The organism is Luteolibacter yonseiensis (genome assembly GCF_016595465.1).
Taxonomy (GTDB): domain Bacteria; phylum Verrucomicrobiota; class Verrucomicrobiia; order Verrucomicrobiales; family Akkermansiaceae; genus Luteolibacter; species Luteolibacter yonseiensis.
Genome location: NZ_JAENIK010000005.1, coordinates 1 through 16,511, shown reverse-complemented (window position 1 = coordinate 16,511; position 16,511 = coordinate 1). Strand labels below are relative to the sequence as shown.

17 protein-coding genes are annotated in these 16,511 nt (G+C 59.9%); 6 read left to right on the top strand and 11 right to left on the bottom strand.

The features are described from left to right. Positions 1-186: 186 nt before the first annotated feature. Both JIN84_RS05600 and JIN84_RS05595 read left to right on the top strand, forming a co-directional pair. Complete coding sequence (locus tag JIN84_RS05600; RefSeq protein WP_200350045.1) at positions 187-579, top strand: hypothetical protein; 393 nt, start codon at positions 187-189, stop codon at positions 577-579. 143 nt (positions 580-722) lie between these two features. Beyond that, positions 723-1,040 carry a hypothetical protein gene (locus JIN84_RS05595; protein WP_200350044.1) on the top strand — a complete coding sequence of 106 codons (318 nt, stop codon included), beginning with the start codon at positions 723-725 and terminating at the stop codon, positions 1,038-1,040. A gap of 420 nt (positions 1,041-1,460) precedes the next feature. Here JIN84_RS05595 and JIN84_RS05590 read toward each other — a convergent pair whose 3' ends face one another. The 11 genes from JIN84_RS05590 to JIN84_RS05540 form a co-directional block, all read right to left on the bottom strand. Next, on the bottom strand, positions 1,461-2,498 hold the full coding sequence (locus JIN84_RS05590; RefSeq protein WP_200350043.1) for a hypothetical protein: 1,038 nt from the start codon (positions 2,496-2,498) through the stop codon (positions 1,461-1,463). Continuing rightward, positions 2,441-6,334: a hypothetical protein gene (locus JIN84_RS05585; RefSeq protein WP_200350042.1), complete on the bottom strand. Its 3,894-nt coding sequence runs from the start codon at positions 6,332-6,334 to the stop codon at positions 2,441-2,443. Before JIN84_RS05585 ends, JIN84_RS05590 begins: the two co-directional genes overlap by 58 nt. A gap of 305 nt (positions 6,335-6,639) precedes the next feature. Then, entirely contained in the window at positions 6,640-7,422 is a 783-nt protein-coding gene (locus JIN84_RS05580) for an ice-binding family protein (RefSeq protein ID WP_200350041.1), read from the bottom strand. 318 nt (positions 7,423-7,740) lie between these two features. Then, positions 7,741-8,439, bottom strand: coding sequence for an ATP-binding protein (locus tag JIN84_RS05575; protein ID WP_200350040.1), 699 nt, complete (start codon positions 8,437-8,439; stop codon positions 7,741-7,743). Beyond that, a complete protein-coding gene (locus JIN84_RS05570; RefSeq protein ID WP_200350039.1) occupies positions 8,436-9,467 on the bottom strand; it encodes a hypothetical protein in 1,032 nt (343 codons plus the stop codon). The genes JIN84_RS05575 and JIN84_RS05570 overlap by 4 nt, the downstream gene beginning before the upstream one ends. A 941-nt stretch (positions 9,468-10,408) precedes the next feature. Next, the gene (locus JIN84_RS05565; RefSeq protein WP_200350038.1) at positions 10,409-10,570 is read right to left on the bottom strand and encodes a hypothetical protein; all 162 of its coding nucleotides are present in this window, start codon (positions 10,568-10,570) and stop codon (positions 10,409-10,411) included. After that, positions 10,557-10,934 (bottom strand): hypothetical protein, encoded by a 378-nt coding sequence (locus JIN84_RS05560; protein ID WP_200350037.1) that lies wholly within the window; start codon positions 10,932-10,934, stop codon positions 10,557-10,559. The genes JIN84_RS05565 and JIN84_RS05560 overlap by 14 nt, the downstream gene beginning before the upstream one ends. Positions 10,935-11,075: 141 nt before the next feature. Continuing rightward, positions 11,076-11,231, bottom strand: coding sequence for a hypothetical protein (locus JIN84_RS05555; RefSeq protein WP_200350036.1), 156 nt, complete (start codon positions 11,229-11,231; stop codon positions 11,076-11,078). 392 nt (positions 11,232-11,623) lie between these two features. Next, positions 11,624-11,875: a MerR family transcriptional regulator gene (locus JIN84_RS05550; protein ID WP_200350035.1), complete on the bottom strand. Its 252-nt coding sequence runs from the start codon at positions 11,873-11,875 to the stop codon at positions 11,624-11,626. 248 nt (positions 11,876-12,123) lie between these two features. After that, the gene (locus JIN84_RS05545; RefSeq protein ID WP_200350034.1) at positions 12,124-12,597 is read right to left on the bottom strand and encodes a hypothetical protein; all 474 of its coding nucleotides are present in this window, start codon (positions 12,595-12,597) and stop codon (positions 12,124-12,126) included. Next, positions 12,594-12,785, bottom strand: coding sequence for a hypothetical protein (locus JIN84_RS05540; protein ID WP_200350033.1), 192 nt, complete (start codon positions 12,783-12,785; stop codon positions 12,594-12,596). Before JIN84_RS05540 ends, JIN84_RS05545 begins: the two co-directional genes overlap by 4 nt. A 131-nt stretch (positions 12,786-12,916) precedes the next feature. On the opposite strand from JIN84_RS05540, the gene JIN84_RS05535 reads away from it, so the two are divergent. The 4 genes from JIN84_RS05535 (at position 12,917) to JIN84_RS05520 (ending at position 16,490) form a co-directional block, all read left to right on the top strand. Further along, positions 12,917-13,627 carry a S24 family peptidase gene (locus JIN84_RS05535; RefSeq protein ID WP_200350032.1) on the top strand — a complete coding sequence of 237 codons (711 nt, stop codon included), beginning with the start codon at positions 12,917-12,919 and terminating at the stop codon, positions 13,625-13,627. 304 nt (positions 13,628-13,931) lie between these two features. Next, positions 13,932-15,119: a Fic family protein gene (locus JIN84_RS05530; protein WP_200350031.1), complete on the top strand. Its 1,188-nt coding sequence runs from the start codon at positions 13,932-13,934 to the stop codon at positions 15,117-15,119. 237 nt (positions 15,120-15,356) lie between these two features. Then, a complete protein-coding gene (locus JIN84_RS05525) occupies positions 15,357-15,695 on the top strand; it encodes a hypothetical protein (RefSeq protein ID WP_200350030.1) in 339 nt (112 codons plus the stop codon). A 339-nt stretch (positions 15,696-16,034) separates the two neighbouring features. Next, positions 16,035-16,490: a hypothetical protein gene (locus tag JIN84_RS05520; protein WP_200350029.1), complete on the top strand. Its 456-nt coding sequence runs from the start codon at positions 16,035-16,037 to the stop codon at positions 16,488-16,490. The last annotated feature ends 21 nt before the right edge of the window (positions 16,491-16,511 follow it).

The window sequence follows — 16,511 nt, the reverse complement described above, 5'->3', positions numbered from 1 at the left end:
TCCGCCCCTTCACGAAGTCCGGATTGCAATTCGAAAGAGCACGCTAAAGCGCGAACTCCGGACACCGCAAAGGACTGACACGATCTTTCAAATTCCGGAAGCCTCTCTTTCCAATTCCAGAATCCCCCCTCCAGAATAACCTCGACCAAATCCCTCCATACCCCGAGTCTCACCAAAACCCGAGACATGCCCATCTCCCGAAAAAAGCGCCGTCCCTATATCATCCTCACCCTCCTGCTGATCCTCGCGGCCCTGGGTCCCTTCGTGAGAACCCAATGGCAGCAGGCCCAGGACGTCAAAGCCATATCCACCCTCAGGGCCATCTCTTTCTTGATCCCGGAATACGAAGACACCCACCACACCCTGCCCGGCGATCTCACCGTGATCATCCACACCTTCGACTCCCCCGCTCTCCACAACGAATTCAAACGCCTCCTCGCCGCCATCGACCGCGGCGAGGTCGACTACCAACCCAAACCACCTCCCGGACAACCCATGATCCGCTGGAGACTGGCCAGAGGCACCATCCACCTCCATCCCGACGGCGAGGTAAACATGATCCGCCACACCGCCCGCTGAACAACCGCACCGTGGCGGCGATCACCGGTCGCCACACCCACCATCACCGGTCCCCCCGTCCAACAGACAAACACCCCGTGGCGGCGGCTTTCAACCGCCAAGCCCCTATTCCATCCCCGGTCCCACCATCCACCGCCACTCCAATGAAACGCATCGTCCTCATCAGTCTTCTGTTATGGGAAGCCGCCGCCGCGAACTCACCTGGCCCCTATCCCCGTCCGAAACTCGAAATGCCGAAAGCCATCGAGGTCGCCACGGAATACGCCCGGAAATCCATCCACCTCGAAAACTACTACATGGACCGCGTGTGGCTCGGAAAGGAAAACGCCGCAAGCGGGGAAAAATGGATCGTCTCCTTCAGCCCGGATCCCGCTTCCGGAACAAAAGGCTGGTACATCGTCGTGGTCGACATGGAAGGCCGCGCCTCCAAACCCGTGAATGGAGTACGATGGATCAACTGAACGACCAGACCCCAGCCAAGCCGCAGGACAAGGCCGACAAACGCCGCCATGGAAATCCCCATACCCTCCGCCCCTATCTCCAGCACCAAAGGTGCGAAATGAGATAGCCCGAGGCAACGCCTCGGGAACCCGCCCACCAAAACCCTCAAGCCCTGAAAGGGCGGCACCACTTCCCCTGGCCACTTCTTCACCATCCAACATCTCGGCACCTGCACAAACCTGACATTTCGCAACATATCTCCATCTTCATCCCGGAGGGATTCCCGAAATCAGCCCCGGGTGAAGGAGCGCCAGCGACGAAACCCGGGGGCACCCCCACCCCTACAAACCCGCTCCCCTGAGGGGAGCCGGAACCGCCGCCAGCACAAAAAACCCACGCTCCAAGACCTGTCGCCCTAACAACTCACCCCACCCCCCCCCTCAATCGCCGAAAGTGGGTTCCAAGGTAAGATTCAAATCCGCCAATCGCTTCCTGCACGATTCCGCTACAGCAAGGAGGCTTTCGGGGTGCGACGGCCTGTTTTCCGGCGATGTGGTTTCGGGAGATCTCGCCACCCGCTCCATGGATTCGGGAATCCTGTTCAGCGATTGTATCAACGTATCCGCCACCTCGCGGGATTGGATTTTCTCCCTGAGCCGCATCAGCAGATCAAAGTCTTCCAGCCGGTGCGACCCGCCAAGAGCCCAGATCAGCACACGCTGCGAATCATCAGAAGCAGACTCCAGCATTCTCCGGTAATCCTCCATTGTTTTCTCATCACCAAGTCCGACCACAGCGGCTGCCAGAATGCCCTGGTTTCCCCGGAGCAGGTACTCCGCATGCTCGGCGGTCGGCCAATCCTTCAGCGGAGATTCTTTCGGAAAGATAAAAGGCTTTTCTTTCTCAAGCTGCGCGAAGGCTGTCGAAGCAACCTCCTTGTCCCGAAGCCAGTTCGCCACCCTATAGGCATTGCGCAGGTCAGGATTCACATAAGACCCGTTCTGATAATCCAGATTTCTCAGGTCCGCCAGAATCGCGTCCCTGAAGTGCGGGAGCTGGCCTGGAGAGACCGCGCCAATCACATCCCAAAACCTTTTCTCGGCCCTCAGACGAGGCACCAGTTCGCCAAGCCGCGCCAGATTCTCCGGTGACAACTCCGATCCAGGTTGGGATGGAGGAAATATCCGGCGCAGCTCGTCCGAGAGCTCATCCTTTTCAGTACCCGTCACCTGGCTGTCTTTGGAAGATTGGGATGGGGTCGGGTCTTTTTCACCAGCCGCATTCCCAATTTGTCCCGACGGGTTGTTTCCCGGATCCCGACCCGCAACATTGTTCCCTTCCTTCCGGCTTCCATCACAGGCGCACAGCAGGAACAGCCCGAAGCCGGCTGAAATACCCGAACTTAAAAAAGTGAACTTTTTCATGGTGATGTGAATTTTCCAGCGTTGACCTTCCCGCTCAGCTCCCAACCATCCCAACTGTCCAACTTGAATTCCAGTTTGGTTTTGGCCGGACCGCGCTTCTGGTCCGCTCCCACCGCCGCCTTGGCCGCAACTGATTTTCCAATATTCGACTGCTTGATCGACTTGAATTTACTATTCTCCCATTTGAAGCGAAGCTTCGACAGCGTGTTCTCCAGATGATCTCTCTGGTCGGAGTGAGGGGTGTTTCCCGCATTCGGAACATAGACCACATTATAGGGGGGGGCGGCTTGAAGCCAGAGAGCCAGCTTGTCCCCCCCGAGGGCCGCGGCGTTGATCTTCTGAGCCACCGGCACCGTCGCAACAGTCCCGTCGGGCGCAATCCTCGAGTCGTCGGAGCGATTGGATATTTCAATCGAGAAAAGCGATCCATTCGCCGTTTTGAAATGAACCACCGGATTTTCAATTTTTTCCGAAGCTCCGTGGTTGTGCTCGAACTTTCCGCTTGTCATATGAAGATCCGCTCCTTTCAGCGGATCATCGCCCAGCTCCATCGGCGGCGAGACCGCTTCGACCTTGGTCACTTTCACCGAGGATTTGGGAGACCAGGACCGCAGTTCCTGTGTCTGGTCGCCCGAGGTGAATGAAATGGAACTCGAGTAATCCGCACTATCCGCATCGATGACATCATCCGGAGCATTTTTCGGTGCATTTGGATACTCGGTCACTCCCGGACGCCAGCGCTCGTTTCTTGCATCGATGGGTGAGCAGAATTTTCCGTCAAACGTCAGCTTGATTCCGTCTATTACGGTCACGTCCTTCTCAATCACAGCCTCTTTGGAGGATGATTTGATCAATATCTTGATCTTGGAACTGTTTTTGGCAGAGCTTGGCGAGATGCCCCACATTTTGATTTTGTTGACTCCCGACGCGAGGGCCACACTGGCGGGATCAAACTTGATGTTCCCATCCGCGTTCACCATGGAGAATTCGGCAGTGGTGCCTGCCTCAAGATCCCCGACCTGCACGCTGAGTTCGGTAGACAACTCCGGATCCAGTCCATCGGAAACCGCGACAAGGTCATCGTTCAGTTCATCCGTACCGTTGATTTTGACCACCGTAGGAACCAAGCTCACCAGCGCTTCCTTCCCCAATACCAGTTCAGGACCGATCTCGACATCCGAGGACGTCGTCTGCCCCGCTGCGATGGTGAAATTGACTGTTTGATAGCTGATGACCGGTGCTCCGGAAACAGGGTATCCGTAGGAAGTCGTCACCTTTATGAAACTCTGTTTTCTCCCTTCTGTGGAAATATCCGGAAAAACCAGTCTGAATTTGTGCTCCTCCTTGAGAAACTGGGTGTATGTATAGCTCTCCGAAAACGAAATGGTCGTCTCCCGTTGCATTCTGGATATAGTGTAGGCGTCCCAAACCAAATCCCAGTTCTCTATCGCCGTCCAGGGCGCCTTCTCAGCCAGCTTCGCCTCGATTTCAGATGCCGACGGTGTCAGCCATCCCGCGGGAGGACAATGATCTGCCCAGTCATACCCTTTATACCGTACGTCTCCGGTCGCCAAACCGTCAATACCACAGGCGTTCCCCCAACGGTTGGCCATGAGATTCCCCCAGATAGCGCGCTCCTTCTGCTGGATACGGTAGGCACTGCCGCCAGTCATAATGCTGCCGGATACTTCGGATTGGGTCAAATTGCTCGTTCCCGCCCCGAGAAAATCATCATCCGGTTCGAGGTGTCCGAGTAGCAACGCCGCCGTTTGAGGTCCTGTCAGGCTCACCCCGGAGGCCAGGATGCGTGAAGCCCACCACTTCTCCCAATCGTCCGGCATTCCGTCCAAGTCACCGTCAGAGGCCGAGAGCGGATTGGTGAAAGTCACCAGAACCTCGACACCGTCCGGAACCCCGTCGCCGTCGCTGTGGGGACTGTTTGGTTTCGTCCCCAGCCGGAATTCCCTCAGATTGCCAAGGCCATCGCCATCCGCGTCCGTCTCCGCGTCGGAGGCATCGTCGTAGTCGAGGCCGTATTTCCACTCCCACACGTTCGGCATGCCGTCCCCGTCGTTGTCGATGCCCGGACGGATGTCGACAAACTGGGTCGTGCCGGGTATCTGGACGAGCAGGGGATTGGTACGATATTTGAATTCCACCAGGTTGGTGATGCCGTCCTGATCGGGATCCGCGGAGGCGTCGCTGGCGGAATTCGGATTGAAGCCGTGGTACTTTTCCCAGTCGTCCGGCATGCCGTCGCTGTCGGCATCCTGATCGGGCTTGAGAATATAGATGGGCGGATTGGAGGTGCCGGCCTGGAGCATGATCCTGCCATTGTCCGCCAGACGGGCGGACGCGAAGACGGTGGGATTTCCCGCAGGAATAAGGCTTGAAACCGGCACGGTCAGAGCCCCCGACCAGATGGAGAACGGCGTGCCTACAAGGACGCGGGGATCGTTCGACACTCCGTAGGTGAAGGTCTGGGCGTCGGAGTGGTAATAACTTCCGTCGTAGAAAAAGATTCCGGAATCCACCACGCTGGTGGAGCTGCCCTCCGTCGCATGGGTCTCGCCAGGTGCGCCCGTATAGAAATGAAAGTTGGTGCGCCGCATGGTTCCCGAATAACCTCCCGCAAGCTCGCCCCAGTCGTTCACACAACCCGCGGATGCGGAAAAGCCGGGATAGGTGTACCAGTAGTCCGGATAATAAGTGTTGTCCAACTGCCAGTAGAACTCCGCGCCGCTTCCCTCATGCACGTTCACGCTGGATCCGGTCCTGCGGTCCGTGGCGGTTCCCGCACGCAGTCCGGTGTAACCGGACGGGTAATGAAGCCATGCGATGGAGTCCGGATCAATGTCCGGCACGAGTCCCGGATTGAGACCCCATGCCACCACGGCGTTGTCAAAGACCCCATCTTCGAAAAACGGCGCCTGTTCGACGCCGGTGAGAAACACCTGGCCCGCCGCCGTCGCGAGGAAGACCTCCCTCTCCCCCGAGAGGGGATTGAGGACGGAACCGACAAACTCTCCATAGTCGTTCACATCCTGGAAACGGGGATTCATCGACATGCCGGAAAACGTGATTTCATAACCACTCGTCGTCGCGGCGAAGCTGCGGCCCCCCAAGGCCCCGACATCCCCCACGATGTAGCCCGCGTCGCTGATCCTTCTTGGCACCGCATCCAGTTGGTTTCCTCCGGAACTCAGATAAAACACGGTTGTGGTCCCCCCGGCCGGCCCGGCACCGGGAGTCCAGAGAAAGCCTTTGGTCGTGCTTCCCGAGCTGAAATACCCGACAACCTGGCCGGATGAGTTCACATCCAGCGGTGTCAGTACCGTGACGTTGGAAAAACCCTCCGGCGGAGCGATGCGTGTCCAGGCCTGCGTGACGGGAGACCAGGTATATGGATAGTAAGTGTTTACGGTGGTCCCCGGCAGCCGCCCGGTGACACGGGCGAGGATGACTCCGTTCGCCGCACATTCGATAAGACTGATGGGAGGCGAGGCGGGGGTCAGGCCCGTGGGCCGCGAAAGCATGGCCATCTGCCATTTTCCGGCAGGCTTGCCGAACGCCCCCGCGGTTTGCTGGAACAACTCATATTCCTGCAGCGCGGTGAGTCCATCCATGTCGAAGTCGCTGAGGGCGTCGTCCGCGCTGTTTTTGTTCAGGAAATTGGAGTCCTCCCATGTGTTCGGCATGCCATCGCCATCGAGATCGGTGGTTGACGGATTCAATACCGGCGGAGCAGGAGGAGGCGAGACCCCGCCGACACCACCCCACTCCCCGTACGCCTGCGGAGGACTTGAGATCAGACCCAGGGCGATCGACGACAACGCCAGAGCACCCGCCTTCGTGAACGCCGTAGATACGGACAGATTGCCTTTGTTCATGAAAAAATTAAGGTAAAATGAATTTCACTAATAATGACAAGTGCCTCACTGCATCAAAAATTTGATGATGGGAAGAGATATTTCGCATTACGCGAAAATTTCTAACAACCGTGCCTGGATCCCTTGTCCGGTCATTTCCTCCACATGACTCCAGGGTGCGCGAAACTCCTGCGATAGGATCGCCAAAAATTGAAACCAGCCCGTCTTATTGAACTGCGGGACCCTATTCCTCCGACCGGTCCCGTCGATAGACGCCCATCCCTGTTCCTGACGGGCTGCGGTTGGAAAGGACCGCGGACACGGGGTCAGGATCTGCGCCGGGTGGCGAGCAGGCTGCAAATGCCGATGACGGAAAGCAGCATCGCTGAGGGCTCGGGGACCGGCAGGGTGATGGTGGATCCACCCATCGTCACAGCACCTGCGGAGGCGAGCGCCCGGCCATTGATGACAGCGCCGGTGTTCATGGAGATGGACTGCGCCGCGAGGATGGTCCCGGCGAGCCGGGCTCCGGTCCCCAGGGTCGCGGAGCTCCCGACCTGCCAGAAGACATTCGACGCCTGCGCCCCGTTCAGCAGCGCCACCTGCCCGGCGGAACCGACATCGAAGGTGGATGTCATCTGGAAGATCCATACCGCATCCGGATCCCCCTGCGCGTCGAGGGTGAGTATCCCGTTCAACGCGAACGACCCCGAGCCGTGGTACACGCCCGTTGTCATGATGCCGGTCAGAACATGCCCGTCGGCAAACGCGGCACCGTCGAAGCTGCGGCCCGCCGCATCCGTGTAGGCCGTCTGCAGGTCGGCCTTGGCGGCTTGGGTGATGGAGTTTCCCGCGTGATTGGTCCCCACGAGGTTCAGGTTTTCCAACCCCGTGATGGAGACCGTCGCGTGTGAGCCGATGTTCCCGATGATGGTGGAGGAGTTCGCCGGACCGGCGATCGTGATGCCCGAGCCGGCCAGCACCGCATAGGAAGCGGCGCTACCGAGATCGACGGACAGCAATGCCGCGGAGGCGGCCTGATCCCCCAGAATGACAGAACTAAATATGATCGATGTCACGATCATCAACTTGCGTGCGCGCGTTTTCATGGTGTGGAATGTGGATGGTTTCTGGCGGGTTCGGCCCTGTTTGTAGGGGATGATATCTGTCAAAAGTCCGGACATTATCCCAAGCCACCTGCCATTAGAGTGGGTTATTTGGAAACAGCAATGAATTAATCAATATTCGACACCAAACCACAATATATCTAACAATCACATCAATTCGTGCAATATGACCGACCGCCGAATAAACTCGCCGCACTGTGTCACGAATGATATAATATTGTTCCGGACCGCCCGAAAGTTTGTATCGCGACGGTCCGTGACGGAGAGGGCCGGATAAAAACATCATCTGCTTCATCCCCCTCACCTCCTCCTCCAAGACCCCCAGTCGAACACGAACGCCTTTCCTCCCTCCCGCATCCGGTCCCTCACGGACGGGGACAGCGCGGCGGTCATCTCCGCCACCGTGTGGTTCGCGATGAGCACCGTCGGCCTGCGCGTCGCGTAGCGCTTGTCCAGCAGGTTGCAGAGGATGCGGTTCTCCCACTCGGACTCGCCCCGCTCCTGGAACTCGTCGATGACCAGCAGCCCGGCGTGCGCCAGAGAATCCAGCACATCCTTCTCGCTCCGCGCCGATCCCTTCTTCGCGCAATCCCGCAGGTCCAGGAAGATGTCCATCGCCCGGCGGTAGAGCGCCGTCTTCCCGGTCACCACCATGTTGCCGTTCCACTCGCCCTTGTCCGTCGGCCAGAAACCCGCCCTGGCGATCTCCGCCGCCATCCGCGTCTTCCCCGTCCCGCGGTTCCCCAGGAACGCCACGATCCCACCGCCCGCGACCTGCGTCTTCGCGTCCCGGAAAAAATCGTGCCACCGCTCCCCGGACAACTCCGCCTCCTCCACATACCGCGAATCCCAGCCATGCGCCGGCCTCACCAGCGAAGTCCGCGCCGCAGGCACCGCCACCTCCCCGTCATCCGGAGCCTGCTCGATGAGCTTCTCCAGGCTGCAGGCGATCCGCGCGGCGATGTCCGCCCCGTCATGAATGTTCCTCGTCGCGTTCATATCGGTAAATCAATGTCCTCCTGTATTCCGGCGAATTTCCCCTTCCCCACCCCCGCCGGCTCCGGCACCAACCGCCACTTCCCGTCCCGCACCCACCGGTGGATCCCCGGCACGAACCTCCCCTCCTCACGCGTCCAAGACTCCGAGAGACACCACGCCCTCAGCGAGACCAGCATCCGCCCGCCCTCCAGCGCCACCACCGCCGGCAGCCTCCGCAACTGGGCCATGAGCTGCGCCTGCGACGACCGCTCCCTGCCGAGCCTCGGGCACAGCTCCCACATCTCCTCCGCCAGCGCCTCCAGTCCTCCCCGCGGGGGGTCGGGGGGGATTCCGTTCCCTTCTCCTTCCATTTCCATTCCCTTCCCTTCCATGGGTTCCGCACGGGTTTTCTGTTCGGTTCCCTGTTGGGTTTCCAAAACCCGCGATGACCCGCCAGGCGCCGGACCCTCCGCACCAGCACCCGCCGGACCACCCGCCACGGCGCATGTCCGGTTTCCATCCACCACCCGCACCGGACCGGCCGGACCACCACGCCCCGTCCCCACCGGCGGGCGATCCACCACCCCGCCGGAAACCACCTCACACACGCCCCCATCCTCCGGACGATCCCTCGCGCCGACGTCCGCGTCCTCGTCAGCCTCCGTCTCCGCGCCCCGGTCCGCCGTCCTCGGCCTGCCACCCTTCGCACCGTTCGTCCTCGCCGCCGCGCGCTTCGCCTCCGTCGTCTGCTTGCCGATCTCCCGCAGCCGCTTCACCTCGCACTCCTTGTCCCCCGGATAACCCCACACCCGCAGCGTGCCGCCATCCCACCCCCACAGGTCGCACACCCGCTCCGCCTCCTTCTTCGTCACCCGCACCAGTTGCTGCCACTTCCGGTCCGACCAGCCCGCGCAATCCACCATCACCCCGGAATTCTCCTGGCCGATGCAATACCTCAGCAGACAAAGCCACGTCGCCCGGTCCACCGGCTCCGAACCGAGGAACTGCTCCGAATCAAGAGTCTGAATATTCAAGTTAAGCCAATTCATGATGATAAAAAAACAAGTTATATAAAACACACGCCCGACATGGATTTGCGACCACCCGCCATTCTCCAGCACCAAAGGTGCGCGATGCGACAGCCCGGGGTGGGCGCGGCGCGCCCCCGGGACATCCATGACGATTTCCAGGAGTCCGGTAGGGACGAAATCCTCGCCGCACCCATCCTCCGTCGATCACGTCCTTTCAGGGCTCCGTCTTGCCAGGACCTTCTCCCATGGCGTTGCCATGGGATTTCCCATTCCGCACCCTTGGTGCTGAAGACGACGCCGTGCCGGACACGTCGTCCACGGTTTCACCGCCCGAGATCTTTTTCTCGATGAATTCCAGTCGCAGAGCCGTCTCCCTCACCTTCCGTGCCGGAGGGACAGGAGGATATCAGCCGGTGGCGCGAGCCACCGGACCACGATCCCCCATCCATTCCAGCCCCGGCAGGGATGTCGGAAGCCCGGCGCACGGAGACGACACGACCGCCCCACCTTTCGGGAGCGGAAACCGCCGGACCGGAAATCCCCGGTCTCCACGGCATGGCACGACCCATCGCAGCCCGGGACAACGCCCCGGATTCCGCGCCACCGGGAAACAAAAATCCCGAAGGGGCGGCACCATGGCAACATCGGCCGGATCCGGTCCCCCGCGAGCGGGGCACCCATCCGTCGTACAAATCCCTAACCGGGACGCTGCCCCGGACCGCGACAAACCGCACCATCCGCTGGAAAAGCATCGGCAAAAACCAGGCCCACACCACCAGGAGGTGGCCGCGCCCGCGTCATGTGACCCTCACGTTTCATCAATCAAAAATCAGTCATCCCCATGTGGCGAAACATCGAACATCGAACATCGAACATCGAACATCGAACATCGAACATCGAACATCGAACATCGAACATCGAACATCGAATCTTGAATCTTGAATCTTGAATCTTGAATCTCACACCAACAGCCCCGCCAGCCACCCCACCACCATTCCGGCGGAAAAAACCACCCCGGCGGAAACCAGCGGCCGCACCTCGCGGCGGCGGCGGCGGTTCCGGGAAAAAGGACCATGAAGCGTGAGACCCAGCGCCGCGCGGCGGAAATCATGATAATTCATAAGATATCAGGTTTTTGGTTAATTTTGATTTTGAAAAAAAGATCATATTGAAATCCCCCGAATCCGGAGTCGTCGGCCCGATCCCAACCGGATCGCGCCCCACCCCGCAGCCGGACAGGATGTCCACGGCACGCAGCGTCCAGGATGAACGCGCTCCTTTCTGAAGGAACGCGCTCCGTCCGGCGCCAGCCATCGGAGCGCCGTCATTCTGACGGCTGCCCCGGGGGACATCCTGTCCCCCGGCAACCGCCCCGATGCCGGAAAGCCCGAAAGCTTCGCGCCTCTGGTATATATTGTAAAAAAACTCATCTGCGCAGACACCTGCGCCGCGCACCCCGCAATCCCCTGCTGGCGCGGAGCTCATGCGGAGCCGGCCGCAGCCTCGACAGCCACGCGTCCGTCCTCGCCAACCGGCGGACCATCTCCTCCAGCACCCCGTCATCACAGGGCTTCACCATGTTCGTATTGCTCTTCATATCGAGAATGCCCATCTCCTCCATTTTCTTCATCCGTGTTCATCCGCGTCCATCCGTGGTTCAAAAAACCCAAGCCCCATCTCCTCCATCTCCTCCATCTCCTCCATCTCCTCCATCTCCTCCATCTCTCTCCATCTCTCTCCATCTCTCTCCATCTCTCTCCATCTCTCTCCATCTCTCTCCATCTCCCTTCACGATCTTCACACCTTTGCGATAAACCTCCCTCCCACCCATCACCCGGCACCTCATCCTCCGCGTCTTCCTCCCCCCACTCCGCGTCCTCCGCGTTTCGATTTCTCTCCCTCTACCTCCGCGCCGCCGATCTTCCCTTCATCTCAACCATCAATTTCTCCGCGTCCCTTCGCGACCTTTGCGCCTTTGCGGTAAAATCTTCTCTTCCACCGCCCACCCGGATCCTCCTCCGGGTCTTCCTCTTCTCTTTCCACCAACCATCAACTCTCAACCATCAACTCTTCCCCTCATCGATCCTCCCCCTCCTCCGACGCCTGCCGCAGCGTCCGGAAAAAAAGCACCGCCAGCGCCACGTTCACACAGATGCAGATCCACGCCTCCGCGTTCATTGCTTTTCCCTCCCCACATTCATCGGGATCACCGCCGGGCCGCTGATCCCGGACTCGATGAACGCGTCCAGCGACGCCCGTTTCAACAAACGCCGCCCCCTCGACTTCCCCGGCATCCGCACGTTCGAAGAAACCACGTGCAGATCCTTCACCAAAGACTCCAGCGTCCGCGTCGAGAGCCCGCAATACCGCGCCGCCCCCTCCAAAGTCAGCCACTCCGGCATGATCGTATCATTCATCTCATTCATTTTTTTTATGATTGTGGATTGTGGATTGTGGATCGTGGATCGTGGATCGTGGATCGGGGATCGGGGATCGGGGATCGGGGATCGGGGATTACTCTATCCTCTATCCTCTATCCTCTATCCTCTCCCAAAAAACATCCCTCCCCGTGACTCTCGATATTGTCCGGCCGGCGGCCTCGGGCATTCGCTGTTTGTTATGAGTACAGCACTTGGTCGCCACCCAGTAGGCACACGGGGAAGGAAAGTGTTCGTCAGCCCATGGGCCGTGATTTTTTCGCATCGAGCAGCCTCGCCCGTTCCAGCAGCTCCGCCGCCTGGCGGCGCAGCGTCTCCGCCTCCGTCCGGCCGCGGGCGTCCTCCGCCAGCAGGCGGATCAGCGCGTCGGGATCATCCCCCTCGAACGCGCCCGTCACCGCCGAATACACGCGGAACTTCGCATGCACCGGGGCCCCCGCATGCAGCTGGAGCACATCCATCGCGAATGATATATATTCCGGACACACCTCCCTCAGCTCTGCCAGCTTGCGCCTGCTGAAACCCAAAACATCATCGGCGGCCACGGCCCGGTGTTTCCCGATGATCCCCGCCAGCTCCTCCAGCGTCGGCATCGACAACCCATCCCAGTCCATGATCTCCGCCGCCGCGGTCAGAGACGCGTCCGTCAGCGCGGACTCCGTGGGGAAAGCACCCGCCCCACCCGTAAAAACATTCCCGGAAGCACTCATGATCCCAACAGTTGGTTCTGGATGGCGCGGGAAACGAACTGCGAGAGGCTCTCGCCCTTGCTGTAGGCCTGCTTCATCGCCGCCTCGATCAATGATGGGTTCACGGTGGCGCTCAGCTTCACCTTCGTCTTCCCCGTCGCGGGGCGCCCCCTCTTCGGGGCCGGTTGGTCTTTCGTTTCGTTCGGCATGACGGGGATAGGGATACACCCATTTTAATGGGTGTGTAAAACCAAAAATTAAATGGGCATTAAAATCCCATTTAAACCGTTCGCCAAATTACTAAAGAAGTGTTAACATCCGTGCACACCCAGCAAAAATCATGGATTCTAACAAGAAAAAAGCGGGCAGGCCCTCCATCAGCAAGGACAAGAAAAAGGTGAAACCAAACATCACCCTGGACCCCTCGCTCATCGAGTCGGCCAAGCAAAAGGCCCTCCACGCCGGAGAAGGCCTCTCCGCGTGGATCGCCAAAGCGATCGAAAACGAACTCAAACGAGCCGGATCCACCGTGATCACCCCCCTCACGGGCTCGTCGTCATCCACCCCGCGGAAAAGCAGGCTCGCCGCGGCCGTGGTCCCCCACCCTGCGGAGCACATCCTCGCCTTCCCCGAGATCCCGCTCCTCCACGCCGCCGCCGGAGAACCCTTCTCCGCCGACAGCGACACCTACATCCCCACCCGCCACATCGATCCCGGGCGCTTCGCCGTCCAGATCCATGGCGACAGCATGAGCCCCCGCTACCCCGACGGCACCACCCTCATCCTCCGCGAGCGGGACAGCCTCAAAAAGCCGGTCCTCAAGAAAGGCGAGATCTACCTCTTCGACCTCGACGGGGAAAAAACCCTCAAGATCTACGGCTCCCGCCCCGCCACCAAAAAGGAAATCGCCACCGGCCACACCTACACCTCCCCCGCCGACGGCAAGACCAAGGTCCGCATCCTCAAATCCCTCAACCCCCACTACCCCGAAATCCCCGTCACCGACGACATCACCTGGCTCGGCTGGCTCGACAAGACGGACAACCCCTGAAAAACCAACCCACCCCCCCGCTCCTCCGCCCGTCTTCGCCAGCCCCCCGCCTTCCTCCGGCATCACCCGCCGTCGCCGTGGCCGCGCTCGAGTCCGCCACCTTCCAGTCCCAATGTCCTCCGGGCCATTCTCCGCACGAGAGAGGCCTTCTTTTATCATCGCCAGGATCATCGTTTTATGGCGTATTCATCCCGCGACACATCCCCTAATCCATTTAAGACAATGGAATTTTGAAAAATAAGGATCATCGTAAAGATCATCGGACATGGCACGCCACACATCGATTCACAGACACATCGAATCCATGGAACCCCTTCTTCCCCATGCGGGGAGAAGTGATCTGGCGGAGCTAAGTGCCCGGATTTTTCGAAAATCCGGGCAACTCGATGCCAGCCTGCCTTCTCCGGTGGTCCGGCAGGAAGTTGCCAAACTGGTCACTGGAATGAACAGCTACTATTCCAACCTGATCGAGGGACACAAAACCCTCCCGCGGGACATCGAACGGGCGATGCGCGACGATTTCTCCCCCCTGCCCGATGACCAGCGCAACCAACTCCTGAGCGTGGCCCACATCAAAGCCGAGAGATCCATGAGAAACCGTCTGGCGGCGGAAAAAGACCTCAATCCCTTCGATCCCGACTTCATTTCCTGGCTCCACCACGAATTCTATTCCCATATCCCGGAATCAGATTGGTTCACCACTTCCCATGAAGGAATCCGTCATTCCTTGAACCCGGGGGCGATGAGAGACCACAATGTGGATGTCGGCCGGCATACCCCGCCCGATCACGCCTCCCTCCCGTTGTTCATGCGGCGGTTCCATTCCTGTTACTCCAGCTCGGAACTTCCAGCCACCGATGCATTGATCGCCGTGGCCGCCGCCCACCACCGCTTGGCATGGATCCACCCTTTCGGCGACGGAAACGGACGTGTCGGCCGGCTGCAAACCCAAGCGGCGATGATCAGGATCGGCCTCGACGGAGAAGGTCTCTGGACCTTGTCGAGAGGGCTGGCACGGACCCGATCCACCTACTACACGCGCTTGCAAAACGCCGACCAAGGACGCCACAACGACTACGACGGCAGAGGCAATCTCAGCGACAGGGGGCTGTCGGAATTCTGCATCTATTTCCTGGAACAGATACTGGACCAGCTCGATTTCATGATAGGCCTCATCGAGCCATTCCATCTCCGACAACGCATCGAAAACTACTTCCGCTTCAACCGCGTGGACCTCGAGCCCCGCTTCCGGGACCCGCTCATCAAACTCGTCACCGAGCTCATTTTGAAAGGGGAAATCCCCAGAGGCGCCGTCCCCGGAATCCTCGGCCTCAAGGGCACCGCCTCGCGCGAAGTGATCCGGAAAGCCCTGGACGAAGGACTCGCCTACTCCACCACTGAAAAAGGCCCCCTGAGAATCGCCTTTCCGAGCAAAGTCGCCGAATATTATTTCCCACTTCTTTTCTCAGACCTGCCTGTAGGGGGCTCCTGATGACACTTCCCATCCCCCCCTTGACGTCCCACCGCCCCCCCGTTAGAAAGTCACCATGAAGCCGCCGTCCTGCTTGGCATCGCCCTGCTGACATCCTGCGACAACGAGCCGCCACAACCACAGGCGCACGTGACGGAAGCCCCTTCCCAACACCCGCGGCAACCACAGCCCCAGGCACCCCGGACACCGCCCGCCTCCTCTCCGGAAACCGTCGCCCTGAACACCCCGTCCGGTGCGGTGGAACAGGAACGCGACTTGCCAGCGCAAGCGGCCGCTGGCGATTCCAAAAAGCCAGACTCATTGGCTTGCTACCCGGTGTCCCCGGAGATGCAGGCCCGGTTGGATGCCTTGACACTCCACAACCAGCGGGAACGGCAGTGGAAGCGGATTGAACAGGCCAAAGAGGCGGTTCAAATCGCCCGAGGCATGGAAATACGTTCCAGGGCACAAGCACGGCACAAAGCTTTCCTCCTGGTCAAACAAGGCGGTCCGGCTGCGGCCGATCCCGATGTGATCGCGGCAGCCAAGAGGCCGCTTTTCGACAACGCCGTGCCCTATCTCCTGGCCCGTCCTTGACCATTCCCGAGTCCGCAACCCCGTCCCGGATGTGATCCGGGCATCCGCGAAATCCCACCGCCGCCGGACAGTTCCCCCGTGGCGGTGACACCCTGCGGACACAGCCCCGCACCCCACTCCAAGGAGAAACAAACCCGTCTGAAGAGAGCCACCGCCGTTGCTCTCCAGGCTCCTCCGCAACCCACGCGATCGCGTTTACGCCATCACGCGTGGCCCGCGAAAACACCCTACGCGATCGCGTCAACGCATTCACGTTTACGTGATTACGTCGAATTCAAAGCTTACAAAAACCGCCATCCGCGCTAGGGTTTGCCCATCGCCAACAGCAATCCCCTTTCCATGAAAATCATCACCCTCATCCGCCTCGCCCTCTGCGCCCTCCTCATCACCGCCACCGCCCACGCCGCACCCGCCGGCAAGCGCTTCGGAGGATTCGCCGCCAAACAAACCTTCACCCTCACCATCGAGGACAGGCAGTCCTTCGAAACCCAGGGCTCCGAAACCGTGGCAAGCTTCCGCATCCCCGCCGGCATCCCCCGCTTCAACGTCGGCCAGACCGTCAAGTTCACCATCGGCAGAAAAGGCGAGCTCAAGGGCCCCGGATTCTCCCTCCCCCTCGACCAGGACAACAGCGACTACAACCAATACAGCTCCGCCTCCACCGCCAAGAACCCCGCCCAAAACACCGCCCTCCTCACCAAGACCTCCGCCGGCACCACCCAACAGATCGTCATCTACTTCCGCGACGACACCACCACCGGCACCAGCAACACCGTCACCTACCTCCTCAAGTAACGAGTTCCCCGATCCCCCCGA